11 protein-coding genes and 1 pseudogene are annotated in these 12,451 nt (G+C 41.2%); 11 read left to right on the top strand and 1 reads right to left on the bottom strand.

Going from position 1 to position 12,451, the window contains the following annotated elements:
• Positions 1-19 precede the first annotated feature (19 nt).
• From MUN89_RS09970 to uvrC, 5 genes and pseudogenes are all read left to right on the top strand, one after another.
• Positions 20-793: an enoyl-CoA hydratase gene (locus MUN89_RS09970; RefSeq protein WP_396266106.1), complete on the top strand. Its 774-nt coding sequence runs from the start codon at positions 20-22 to the stop codon at positions 791-793.
• Between the two features lie 16 nt (positions 794-809).
• Positions 810-1,582: pseudogene (locus MUN89_RS09975) on the top strand (electron transfer flavoprotein subunit beta/FixA family protein).
• A gap of 25 nt (positions 1,583-1,607) precedes the next feature.
• Positions 1,608-2,588, top strand: coding sequence for an electron transfer flavoprotein subunit alpha/FixB family protein (locus MUN89_RS09980; protein ID WP_244713283.1), 981 nt, complete (start codon positions 1,608-1,610; stop codon positions 2,586-2,588).
• Between the two features lie 160 nt (positions 2,589-2,748).
• Complete coding sequence (gene trxA / locus MUN89_RS09985; protein ID WP_244713284.1) at positions 2,749-3,063, top strand: thioredoxin; 315 nt, start codon at positions 2,749-2,751, stop codon at positions 3,061-3,063.
• Positions 3,064-3,182: 119 nt separating this feature from the next.
• The gene (gene uvrC, locus MUN89_RS09990) at positions 3,183-4,979 is read left to right on the top strand and encodes an excinuclease ABC subunit UvrC (protein WP_244713285.1); all 1,797 of its coding nucleotides are present in this window, start codon (positions 3,183-3,185) and stop codon (positions 4,977-4,979) included.
• Positions 4,980-4,997: 18 nt separating this feature from the next.
• On the opposite strand, the gene MUN89_RS09995 is transcribed toward uvrC, so the two are convergent.
• Positions 4,998-5,441: a YslB family protein gene (locus MUN89_RS09995; protein WP_244713287.1), complete on the bottom strand. Its 444-nt coding sequence runs from the start codon at positions 5,439-5,441 to the stop codon at positions 4,998-5,000.
• A 289-nt stretch (positions 5,442-5,730) separates the two neighbouring features.
• On the opposite strand from MUN89_RS09995, the gene MUN89_RS10000 reads away from it, so the two are divergent.
• The 6 genes from MUN89_RS10000 (at position 5,731) to MUN89_RS10025 (ending at position 12,357) form a co-directional block, all read left to right on the top strand.
• On the top strand, positions 5,731-6,351 hold the full coding sequence (locus MUN89_RS10000) for a succinate dehydrogenase cytochrome b558 subunit (RefSeq protein ID WP_244713289.1): 621 nt from the start codon (positions 5,731-5,733) through the stop codon (positions 6,349-6,351).
• Positions 6,352-6,401: 50 nt separating this feature from the next.
• Positions 6,402-8,153: a succinate dehydrogenase flavoprotein subunit gene (gene sdhA / locus MUN89_RS10005; protein WP_244713291.1), complete on the top strand. Its 1,752-nt coding sequence runs from the start codon at positions 6,402-6,404 to the stop codon at positions 8,151-8,153.
• Between the two features lie 14 nt (positions 8,154-8,167).
• Entirely contained in the window at positions 8,168-8,932 is a 765-nt protein-coding gene (gene sdhB, locus MUN89_RS10010) for a succinate dehydrogenase iron-sulfur subunit (RefSeq protein WP_244713293.1), read from the top strand.
• Positions 8,933-9,064: 132 nt separating this feature from the next.
• Positions 9,065-11,389, top strand: coding sequence for a sensor histidine kinase (locus tag MUN89_RS10015; RefSeq protein ID WP_244713294.1), 2,325 nt, complete (start codon positions 9,065-9,067; stop codon positions 11,387-11,389).
• Entirely contained in the window at positions 11,389-12,039 is a 651-nt protein-coding gene (locus tag MUN89_RS10020) for a response regulator transcription factor (protein ID WP_244713295.1), read from the top strand. Before MUN89_RS10015 ends, MUN89_RS10020 begins: the two co-directional genes overlap by 1 nt.
• Before the next feature lie 93 nt (positions 12,040-12,132).
• Positions 12,133-12,357, top strand: coding sequence for a helix-turn-helix domain-containing protein (locus MUN89_RS10025; protein ID WP_008635211.1), 225 nt, complete (start codon positions 12,133-12,135; stop codon positions 12,355-12,357).
• The last annotated feature ends 94 nt before the right edge of the window (positions 12,358-12,451 follow it).

The following is a 12,451-nucleotide window of genomic DNA, read 5'->3' on the forward strand; positions in this document are numbered from 1 at the left end:
AGTGAAAGGGGAAAGGAAATTGTCCACGATTCAGTACCATTCTGAAAAGCACGTAGCAACCTTAACCATTCAAAGCCCACCGGCAAATGCCTTATCAAGTACTATTCTCATGGACCTTTCTGAGAATTTGGACCGCATTGAGAAGGATCATTCTATTAAGGCCGTTATCATAAAAGGGGAGGGGCGTTTTTTTTCTGCAGGAGCAGATATTAAAGAATTTACTTCCTTCCAGGATTCCTCAGATTCTGAAGGTCTTGCGGGGAAAGGTCAACAATTATTTAACCGCATAGAAAATTTTCATATTCCGATTATTGCTGCTATTCATGGCGCTGCACTTGGCGGAGGTCTTGAATTAGCTATGTCTTGTCACATTCGTTACGTTGATGAAGAAGCGAAACTTGGTCTTCCTGAACTGAACCTGGGCATAATTCCAGGTTTTGCGGGTACGCAGCGCCTTCCGCGCCATGTGGGAACAGCAAAAGCATATGAAATGATACTTACTGGTACTCCTATTAGCGGAAAAGAAGCGGAAGCAGCAGGCTTAGCTAATAAAAGCTTTTCTCAGGATGAATTATTTTCTGAAGTCGACAGACTGGCCGCTCAAATCGCTAGTAAAAGTGCTCCAACGATCCAGCATGTGATGAATCTTGTTCCCTATGCCCATACCTCCCAATTTGGAGAAGGGATTCAAGCAGAATCCGAGGCATTTGGCAAAGTTTTTAAGACAGAAGATGCGAAAGAAGGAATACAAGCATTTATTGAAAAACGTAAACCCCAATTCAAAGATCAATAGTTTAGGAGGTTAGGAAATGAACATTTATGTATTACTAAAAAGAACTTTTGATACAGAAGAAAAAATTGCAATAAGTAATGGGAAAATTGAAGATGAAGGTGCAGAATACATTATTAATCCGTATGATGAGTACGCAGTAGAAGAAGCGATTAACCTTCGAGATGCGCATGGTGGGGAAGTTACCGTTGTCACAATTGGTGAAGAAGAATCAGAAAAACAGCTAAGAACGGCTCTTGCTATGGGAGCGGATAAAGCAGTATTAATCAATACGGAAGATGATTTGGAAGATGGGGACCAGTTTACTACTGTAAAAATTCTTGAAGCATTTTTTGAGGGACGTGAAGCCGACATCATTCTTGGGGAAATGTCGCCATTGATGAGGCGAGCGGCCAAGTAGGGCCGAGACTGGCTGAAAGGTTGAACATACCTTGTGTAACAACGATCACGAAGATCGAAATTGAAGGAGAACAAGTGAACATTGAAAGGGATGTAGAAGGTGATGTCGAGAAAGTGGAGACTTCGACACCTCTGCTCGTTACTTGTCAGCAAGGATTAAATGAGCCTCGTTATCCTTCACTTCCAGGAATTATGAAAGCTAAGAAAAAGCCGTTAGAAGAATTGGAAATTGACGACCTTGACCTAGATGAAGATGACGTAGAACCTAAAACGAAAACTATGGAAATCTTCCTTCCCCCAGAAAAACAAGCGGGTAAAGTGCTTGAAGGGGAAGTGGATGATCAGGTGAAAGAGCTGGTGTCTTTACTAAAAACGGAAGCAAAAGTACTTTAATCGGTGAGGGGAAAGGAGAATTCGTATGAGTAAAAAAGTAGTAGTCATTGGGGAAGCACGTGAAGGTTCTTTACGTAATGTGACGTTTGAAGCAATAGCCGCAGCAAAAATTATCAGCGATGGCGGAGAAGTAGTTGGAGTACTTTGCGGAGCGGGAGATCTTCAGGAGTCTGGCAGAGAAATGGTTTATTACGGGGCCGACCGAGTAGTGACTGTTTCACACGAAGAATTGAAAACGTATACATCTGAAGGGTATGTACAAGCGGTCCATGCAGTTATAGAAGATGAATCTCCTGAAGGTATCGTGATGGGGCACACTTCTATTGGAAAAGAGCTGACACCGAAGCTTGCAAGCCGTCTGCAGTCCGGGTTGATTTCAGATGCCACTGAAGTTGTGAACGAAGGGAACAGCGTTGTATTTACACGCCCTATCTATTCAGGAAAAGCATTTGAAAAAAAAGCAATCACAGATGGAATTACCTTTGCTACAATTCGCCCAAATAACATTCCATCCCTTGACCGTAATGATTCTCTTCAAGGTGAAGTGACTGAAAAAGGCGTGGAAATAAAAAATATTCGTACAATTATTAAAGATGTCATTCGAAAATCCTCGGAAGGAGTAGACCTTTCTGAAGCGAAAGTGATTGTGGCAGGAGGCCGTGGAGTAAAAAGTTCAGAAGGATTTAAGCCTCTGGAGGAATTAGCGGAAGTGCTTGGTGGAACAGTTGGTGCTTCTCGAGGAGCTTGTGATGCAGGGTATTGTGATTATGCGCTCCAAATTGGCCAGACTGGTAAAGTGGTAACCCCCGATTTGTATATCGCCTGCGGAATTTCCGGAGCTATTCAACACTTAGCAGGGATGTCCAACTCGAAAGTAATTGTCGCGATTAATAAAGATCCTGAAGCAAACATATTTAATGTGGCCGATTATGGAATTGTTGGGGATTTATTTGAAGTTGTGCCAAAGTTAATTGAAGAATTGAAACAATTAAATGTAAATGTTTGAATAGAATAAAGTCGAAGCCTTTGTGCTTCGGCTTTTTTGCTAGCTGTATAGAAATGATTGTTTTCTAAGTGCCAACGATTCAGGTATAAACAAAATGTTAGTCACTAAAAATATAAGATGATATACTCTATACAGACTAATGGTCGAGGAGGAATTTGAAATGGCAATTGTAAAAGCAACTGATCAAAACTTTACAGAAGAAACAAATGACGGTTTAGTCCTTGCAGATTTCTGGGCTCCATGGTGCGGTCCATGCAAAATGATTGCTCCAGTACTCGAGGAACTGGATGATGAAATGAGCGATCAAGTGAAAATCGTAAAGCTTGATGTTGATGAAAACCAGGAAACCGCAGGGAAATTTGGTGTAATGAGCATCCCTACACTTCTTCTATTCAAAGATGGAAAAGTAGTAGATCAAGTGATTGGATTTCAGCCAAAAGAAGCACTTGCTGAATTAATTTCCAAGCATTCCTAAGCCTTTACACTTATATGGAAAGCCGTGCCTATCAGCACGGCTTTTTTGCTGTATTAAATTTCCTGAATGTGGTACGTTTTTAATAAACCTCTAAGTATAAATGTTGGAGTGAGATACTATTGAATCAGCAAATAAAAGAAAAGTTAGCAGTCCTGCCTGATCAGCCAGGATGCTATTTAATGAAAGATAGGCAAGGCACCATCATTTACGTAGGAAAATCAAAAGTATTGCGCAATCGTGTCCGTTCTTATTTTACAGGAGCCCACGATGGTAAAACTCAACGACTTGTCCGGGAAATCGTCGATTTTGAGTATATTGTAACGACTTCAGAAATTGAAGCTCTTATTTTGGAAATGAATTTGATTAAAAAATACGATCCTAAATATAATGTCCTTCTTAAAGATGATAAGACGTATCCCTATTTAAAAGTCACAGCTGAACGCCATCCCCGCCTAATCGTCACTAGACAGGTGAAAAAGGACAGCGGCAAATACTTTGGACCTTATCCAAACGTGATGGCAGCGCGTGAAACGAAGAAGCTGTTAGATCGTCTCTATCCTTTAAGAAAATGCAATACTATGCCTGATCGCGTGTGTCTTTATTACCACATGCATCAATGCTTAGGGCCGTGTGAATTTCCGGTATCAAAAGAAACCAACCAGGAAATCGTGCAGAATATTACTGCTTTCTTAAGCGGTGGTCACAAGAAAATCAAACAAGATTTAAAGCAGAAGATGTATAAGGCTTCAGAAGATTTAGATTTTGAACGAGCGAAAGAACTCAGGGACCAGATTGAAAACATCGAATCGGTGATGGAACAGCAGAAAATGACGATGAATGATCAGGTCGATCGTGATATCTTCGGTTATTCTTACGATAAAGGCTGGATGTGTGTACAAGTCTTTTTTGTTAGAAGAGGAAAGCTGATCGAACGGGATGTTGCTTTATTTCCATTTTTTGATGATCCTGAAGACACTTTTCTCAGCTATATCGGCAGATTCTATCTCCACCAAAACCATCCTTATCCGAAGCAGGTGCTCGTCCCTGTCGCGACAAATGTAACCGTACTGGAAGGAGTGCTGGATACTAAAGTCATCATCCCAATGAGAGGGAGGAAGAAAGAGCTCGTTGAACTGGCTATGAAGAATGCCGAAATAGCGCTTGATGAAAAGTTTGCACTCATTGAGCGGGACGAAGAGCGGACGATCAATGCCGTTGAAAAATTAGGAGACCATCTTAACATCGAAACGCCGCATCGAATTGAAGCCTTTGACAACTCAAATATTCAAGGGGCAGATCCTGTTTCAGCGATGATTGTTTTTATTGATGGACGGCCGAACAAGAAAGAATATCGAAAGTATAAGGTAAGAGATGTAAAGGGACCTGACGATTATGAAACAATGAGAGAGGTTATCAGGAGGAGATACAAACGCGTGTTAAAGGAGGACCTTCCTTTACCGGATTTGATCGTAATTGATGGAGGCAAGGGGCAAATGAGCGCAGCACTGGATGTTTTGGAAAATGAACTTGGACTCGATATCCCGCTGTGCGGGCTTGCCAAAGACAACAAACACAAAACAAGTGAGCTTTTGTATGGAGACCCTATTACTCCAGTTGACCTTGATCGACAATCACAGGAATTTTATTTGGTCCAGCGAATTCAGGATGAAGTCCACCGGTTTGCTATTTCGTTTCATAGACAGCTTCGAGGCAAAGGTGCAATTCAGTCTGAACTGGACAAAATACCCGGCGTTGGACAGAAAAGGCGCCGCTTACTGCTTAAACATTTCAAGTCTGTTCAGGAAATTAAACAGGCAGAAATCGTAGAAATTACCCGGCTTGGCATTCCCGAGCCTGTTGCAAATACAATTTTAGTTCATCTGAACCAAGAAGAGGAAGAGCCGGCTGAAGATTGAACGCCGGCCCTTCTTTTATCAGGCTTGAGTTGCCGTAATTTCGACAAAATTTTCTTTTTCATGTATTTCTTCGAGGCATTCGTATGTAACCTTTGTTAGGATATGTATCATTTCTGCTAAAAATCCACATTCTAATCGAAAGTCTACAGGGTAGAGATTCTGGTGAAGCCGCTTCTCTATTATGTGGCCGTTAAGGTGAAAAACCATTTCTTTCTTTTTTTCTTTAACGAGGGAAAGGTCTCCCCAACCCATATATTGAAAAAATTCATATAACTCCTCAAAAGTATGTAGGGAAGTTTGGCGAGCCACATTTTTCCCCATGTAATATAGGAGGTACGGGGCATCCTTACCAAGAAAATCGGGCAATGTATAATATCGTAATAAGTCAAACCCAGCCCCGGTTGCTACTAGCGATGAAATGTTGTGGTTATCGAGATTAGCTGATTCTTTCAAGACGCTCATTCCTTTCTTCTCTTCATATTATCGCGTGAAATGAAGTAAGGTGCAAGACTAATTCTTCCATAGAAACCATTTGAAATAAATGTGTATTTTTGAGCATTTTTTGTAATCGCCTTTCTTGACGCTATCACGGGATAGAAGTACAATAAACGTGTTACAAATTGTACATTTTGCAGATAATATACGGAAATAAGGGGAATTTCCTGTTTGTTATTGATGCGTTTTTAAAGCGCTTTACTATCTGAAAAATGTGCACAATTAAATCTACTGTTATCATCTTGAGGGGGTAAACATGGCGGGAACACGCGGATATGTTAATCGAAGACTACATTCACTATTAGGAGTTCTCCCAATCGGGATCTTCTTACTTGTACACTTGACTGTGAACTACTTTGCAGTTCGGGGTCCGGAAGCTTTTAACTCGGCTTCGGAATTTATGGAAAGCTTACCATACTTGTTTGTAATGGAAGTTTTCATAATTTATTTACCATTGCTATTCCACGCAATTTACGGGGTATATATAGCATTCACAGCCAAGAGCAACTTATCAAGTTTCGGCTATTTTAGGAACTGGATGTTTATGCTGCAGCGGATAACTGGAATCATTACATTGATTTTCATAGCTTGGCACGTATGGGAGACCCGGATTGCGATGATGTTTGGCTGGGCTGAATTAAATTATCAGCTGATGGAAGGTATCTTGACTGAGCCATTCTTTTTCTGGTTTTACATAGTGGGAGTTATCTCCACAACATTCCACTTCGCTAACGGTTTGTGGTCTTTCTGTGTGAGCTGGGGAATTACGGTATCTCCGCGTTCACAGCTGATTATGACTTATGCAAGCATCGTAGTGTTCGTAGCCATCTCTTATGTTGGTGTGCGTACACTTATTCAATTTGCTTACGGAATGTAATAGATGAGTACATCGATGAATTCATGTATGTTTTGAGGGAGTGAGTTTATATGTCAAATCGTAACATCATTGTTGTCGGCGGCGGTCTTGCCGGTCTGATGGCAACAATTAAAGCAGCAGAACAAGGGGTTCACGTGGATCTGCTGTCCATAGTACCTGTAAAACGTTCTCACTCTGTTTGTGCACAAGGCGGAATAAACGGCGCCGTTAACACGAAAGGTGAAGGTGATTCACCGTGGGAACACTTTGATGATACTGTTTATGGCGGGGATTTCCTGGCCAACCAGCCTCCGGTTAAAGCTATGTGTGAGGCTGCTCCTGGAATCATTCACCTGCTGGACCGTATGGGTGTCATGTTTAACCGTACTCCTGAAGGCTTTCTTGATTTCCGCCGTTTTGGTGGAACTCAGCATCACCGTACAGCCTTTGCGGGAGCAACGACTGGCCAGCAGTTGCTTTACGCATTAGACGAACAAGTTCGGCGTCATGAGGTAAATGGTCTGGTAACCAAATATGAAAGCTGGGAATTTATCTCTGCAATAGTTGATGATGACGGTGTTGGCCGTGGTGTAATGGGTCAAAACCTTAACACCCATGAGATTAAAGCTTTTCCTGCTGACGCTGTAATTATGGCAACAGGAGGACCTGGAATCATCTTTGGTAAATCCACAAACTCAGTCATCAACACAGGTTCTGCTGCTGGTGCTCTTTATCAGCAGGGAGTGAAATATGCGAACGGCGAGTTTATTCAAATTCACCCTACGGCTATCCCTGGCGACGATAAACTACGTCTGATGAGCGAGTCAGCACGTGGAGAAGGTGGACGAGTTTGGACTTACAAAGATGGTGAGCCTTGGTATTTCCTAGAAGAAAAATATCCTGCTTATGGGAACCTTGTACCTCGGGATATTGCAACTCGTGAGATTTTTGACGTCTGCGTAAACCAGAAGCTTGGAATTAATGGCGAGAATATGGTGTATTTGGACCTTTCTCATAAAGACCCTAAAGAGCTGGATGTAAAGCTCGGTGGTATCATTGAGATCTACGAAAAATTCGTCGGTGAAGATCCTAAAAAAGTTCCGATGAAGATCTTCCCTGCCGTACACTATTCTATGGGCGGCATGTGGGTTGATTATGACCAAATGACGAATATTCCAGGTATTTTTGCTGCAGGGGAATGTGATTATACGCAGCATGGTGCCAACCGTCTAGGGGCGAACTCCCTCTTGTCATCCATTTATGGTGGAATGGTCGCCGGTCCTAACGCGGTAAAATATACCGAATCCCTGGAGACAATTGCTGATGACATGACTGCCGCTCTATTTGACAGAAGAGTTAAAGAAGAGCAGGAGAAATTCGATGCCATCATGAATATGGATGGAGACGAAAATGCCTATCAGATTCATAAAGAACTCGGTGAATGGATGACCGATAACGTGACGGTTGTCCGCGAGAACGAGAAATTATTACAAACGGATGAAAAGATTCTTGAATTAATGGAAAGATATAAACGCATTAACATTAATGATACGTCTCGTTGGAGTAATCAGGGAGCGATGTTTACCCGCCAGTTGTGGAACATGCTCCAGTTAGCCCGTGTCATTACCCTTGGGGCTTACAATCGTAACGAGAGTCGAGGAGCACACTTTAAACCCGAATTCCCTGAACGGAATGATGAAGAGTTCTTGAAAACAACTATCGCTTCCTACGACAAAGAAAATAATAAGCCCGTATTATCTTATGAAGCTGTAGATACATCACTGATCGAACCGCGGAAGCGCGATTATTCTAAAAGTAAATAAAAGGAGGGAGACTCATGAGCGAAAAGAAGACGATTACGTTTATCATTACCCGGCAGGATGAGCCGGAACAAGCTCCTTATGATGAAACATTTGAAATACCTTACCGGGAAAATATGAACGTCATTTCTGCACTCATGGAAATTCGCCGTAACCCGGTGAATGCTAATGGTGAAGCAACAACTCCTGTCTACTGGGATATGAACTGCTTGGAAGAAGTATGCGGTGCATGCTCGATGGTCATTAACGGAACACCTCGGCAATCCTGTACGGCTCTTGTTGACCAATTGGAGCAGCCGATTCGTTTAGCACCGATGACAACATTCCCAGTAACGAGAGATTTAGCTGTAGACCGCAGCCGCATGTTTGATTCCCTGAAGAAGGTTAAAGCTTGGATTCCTATTGACGGGACGTATGATTTAGGACCTGGACCGAAAATGCCTGAAAGCAAACGACAGTGGGCATATGAATTGTCAAAATGTATGACATGTGGTGTCTGTTTGGAAGCCTGTCCAAACGTTAACAGCAAATCTGATTTTATTGGGCCGGCCCCTCTTTCTCAAGTAAGGCTGTTTAATTCGCACCCAACTGGAGAAATGAATAAAAGTGAACGGTTGCAGACAATAATGGATGCAGAAGGATTAATGGGATGCGGTAACGCTCAGAACTGCGTGCAATCCTGTCCGAAGGGAATACCGTTGACTACTTCCATTGCATCTCTATACCGTGACACAGCAATTGAATCTTTCAAGAGTTTCTTTGGAAGTGACAAACAGGTTTAAGTTCACGACCCTGAAACCACTGTACAATTAACGGAATTGTGCAGTGGTTTTTTCTATGAATCTAGGAGGGTTGTTAAGTTTGCCAAGCATTGTATAATAGGAATGATTGCGTTTATAAGGTGGAACGATTTCATGAAGAAGATCAAAATTCAGCAGCTTATCATTTTATCATTTTTTATTGTTTCTTCCGGTTATTTAATTATGGTTGCCGCATCCAATCCTTATTTAGGGATTGACTTGGAAGAGAATGCACAAGGATATACTGTGGCAGGCTTAAACAAAGATGGATGGGCGGCTCAAAACAATATTCCGTTTCCGGCCAGACTAATTTCTGTAGAAGGACAGTCTCCGGATAAACATTTTACAGTTGCTATGTTTAACGAACTGGAAATGGCGGATTCTTTTACGATTGAAAGAGCTGGGAAAACGATATCCTATCAGAATATTGAATCTTCCAGTCCGCTTCACTGGGCATTATATATTATTTTACCTAGCGTTTTTTTCTTAGCAATACTGGCCATTTCCTATTTAGTCCATCAACGGGTACCTAGACGTTTCTCGGCTCATCAGCTTATTTTGTACTTTTTAACGATTGCTACGGGTTATATAAGTAATAGCGGAGCAATTAGAGATGATTTGTACGGAATCTTTTTAAACACCGCGTTGTTTTTAATTGCTCCTGTAATTTTAATCCATTTTTTATATAATTATTTTAAGGAATTAAGTGTTTCGTGGTTTTCAAAAAGCCTTTACTACGTGCTTTATTTTATCTCCATATTCGTTTCAGTGTTAGAAAGCTATTTTCTTATCACTCATACTTACCCGGATTATTTTAACCCTGTTCCTGGCTGGCTGCTGCTTGGCCTCTATATCATCTTGTTTTATGTTGTCTACAGAGGACTTTATATTCATTTTTCTAATGAAAACGGCACTGTATTCAAGTACATGAGTGTAGGAATGACAGTGGCTTTTTTCCCTTACATTGTTCTTTATCTGCTTCCGGCACTTATCATTCATAAAAAAATTATTCCGCTTGAAGTTGCGGCTGTCTTTCTTATCGCGTTGCCGATTACCTTTATGTATTTAATTACTAGAGAGCGTTTAATTGATATTAACTTTGTGATGAGCAGACTCAGGTACTATTTTTTTCTTTCTATTGTGCCAAGCGTCATCATAACCGTTTTATTTACGTTGTTTGCTCCTTATTCTTTAAGCATCATTACTTGCTTGCAAATCTATTTAATCGTTCATCTGCTTCTCATTGCCTTTCTGTCTGTGAAAGAAGTGCTCGATTTCAAGCTTCAACGGTTTCTTTTTGCAGCGCGGTACAGCTACCAGGAAAGCATGCACCGAATATCAAAGAATATGAAAGATCAATCCAATGCTGTTGATCTTATGAAGGCTTTAAGAGATGAAATTAGAAACGTGCTCGATGTTAAAGATATCTATATCTATTCTAAGCACAACAAGCGGAATATGTATTGTGTGTATGACCGAATTCCTAATCATATTCTCGACCATTTGGAAGAACAAATTGATCCTTATTCCTTTGACATAGGAACGATCGTAGAAACTGAGGAAGGTTTCGGAGTAGTGGTTGGCTTCTCTCTAGAAAAACTGACGATGCTTTGGTGCAGGGGTAAGAAAGATTTTACTAATTTAAACCGTGATGAAAAAACGTATTTGCAGACGATCTCTCATAATGCAAATATTGCGATAGAAAATATGAACTTAATCGAAGATCTGGTGAAAGAGCTTAAGCGGCTGCGCAATGATCAAACGCAAAAATACCCGACGTGGCTTTCCAGACTTCTCTTTACCATTGCAGAAAATCAACGGAAGCAGCTATCGATTGATTTACATGATACTGTGCTGCAGGAACAGCTTTATTTATACCGCAGGATGGATGAGCTGATTAATAGACATCAGAGCTTGTCTGAACCGATTATTTCTGAATTGATGATTTATAAAGAATCTCTGCTCGATAGCATTCATCTAATAAGAGAAACATGTAATGAATTACGTCCGGCGTTTATTGAGGAGTTAGGATTGGTCCAATCTTTAAAGAACCTTATTCAACAATATCAGCTTCGTTCGAACTTTACGGTCTATTTCACTAATATGAATTTTGACGCAGATCTGGATCAAGAAAGGATTCTTGCAATCTACCGGGTGGTACAGGAACTGCTCGCAAATGCCATGAAGCATTCAAACGCAAAAATTGTGAATTTAAGCCTTTCGAATGATGAAAACAACGTTCAGCTCGTTTATTCGGATAATGGGATTGGCATGGACTTATCCTTTCACAGAGACATTTTTTCCCATATTGGATTATCCGGGATTGAGCAGCGTGTAAACGGACTAAACGGAAATTTAAAAATTAATACTGCGCCTGGTGATGGATTTACGATGACGATCGAATTCCCTTATTCAGTAAGCAAGGAGGTAGAAGTGTAATGCGTATACTCATTGTTGATGACCACCCCGCAGTGGGAGCAGGAACTAAAACGATGCTGGAACAGGAACCAGATTTGAAGGTTGACGTCATAAATCATAGTGATGAAACGAATTCTATACTAAATGAGAAGCATTACGATATTCTGCTTCTTGATTTGTATATGCCGGGGATGAATGGAATAGAGCTTGCCAAAAGCATTCGAAAAAGTTATCCGGATTTAATTATTTTAATTTATACCGGTTTTGATTTAAGTACCCACTTCAATATGCTGGTTGAAGCTGATATCAATGGCTTTGTAAGTAAAACGGCCACAAGAGAGCAGCTGCTCACAGCCATTCGTTGTGCACTTCGCGATGAAGTCGTTATTCCTTTACACTTATTTAGACAGCTGCGTCGCTCGGAAGCCAGTGTCAGTATGCCTCAGGAAGCTTCCGAAGAAGGACTTAGTTTTTCTTTAAATGAAAAAGAGCAGTCCATTTTAAAGGAAGTAGCATCTGGATATACGAATAGGGAAATTGCACAAGCACTTCATATGTCACAAAGAAGCGTGGAGTACACATTAACCGGGATCTTTAATAAATTGAATGTCCGCTCCCGAACAGAAGCTTTATTTCGGGCCCAGGAACTCGGGCTTGTGTCTAAATCGTGATTAATCGGCACAGGGAGTGCGTTCTGGTCATACGATATTTTGACTAAATAATTCCCCTCGAAAAGGCTCAGGACAACAAGGAGGGGGACGCTTGTGAAGGAGGACGGCTATCGGCCAACACAAATTCTTACCAAGCGAGAGCGAGAAGTTTTCGAGCTTCTAGTGCAGGATAAAACGACAAGAGAAATTGCCAAAGAACTGTTTATTTCCGAGAAAACAGTAAGAAATCACATTTCTAATGCCATGCAGAAGCTGGGTGTTAAAGGGCGCTCGCAAGCAGTAGTAGAACTGCTTCGGATGGGTGAACTGGAGCTTTAGTCAGCATGTACATGAGATTAGAAAACAAGTTTGTGAACGGCAATGGGAGTCCTTTCAGGTAACGGAAAATCCGGTACCTGGGAGGGTTTTTTCT

It is taken from the genome of Halobacillus salinarum, assembly GCF_022919095.1.
In the GTDB taxonomy this organism is placed as follows: Bacteria; Bacillota; Bacilli; order Bacillales; family Halobacillaceae; genus Halobacillus_B; species Halobacillus_B salinarum.

What these genes read in the sequence shown, in the direction of transcription:
- MUN89_RS09980 (WP_244713283.1), top strand. Translation starts at nt 1,608, where the DNA reads ATGAGTAAAAAAGTAGTAGTCATTGGGGAAGCACGTGAAGGTTCTTTA.
- trxA (WP_244713284.1), top strand. Translation starts at nt 2,749, where the DNA reads ATGGCAATTGTAAAAGCAACTGATCAAAACTTTACAGAAGAAACAAAT.
- MUN89_RS09995 (WP_244713287.1), bottom strand. Translation starts at nt 5,441, where the DNA reads ATGAGCGTCTTGAAAGAATCAGCTAATCTCGATAACCACAACATTTCA.
- MUN89_RS10000 (WP_244713289.1), top strand. Translation starts at nt 5,731, where the DNA reads ATGGCGGGAACACGCGGATATGTTAATCGAAGACTACATTCACTATTA.
- sdhA (WP_244713291.1), top strand. Translation starts at nt 6,402, where the DNA reads ATGTCAAATCGTAACATCATTGTTGTCGGCGGCGGTCTTGCCGGTCTG.
- sdhB (WP_244713293.1), top strand. Translation starts at nt 8,168, where the DNA reads ATGAGCGAAAAGAAGACGATTACGTTTATCATTACCCGGCAGGATGAG.
- MUN89_RS10015 (WP_244713294.1), top strand. Translation starts at nt 9,065, where the DNA reads ATGAAGAAGATCAAAATTCAGCAGCTTATCATTTTATCATTTTTTATT.
- MUN89_RS10020 (WP_244713295.1), top strand. Translation starts at nt 11,389, where the DNA reads ATGCGTATACTCATTGTTGATGACCACCCCGCAGTGGGAGCAGGAACT.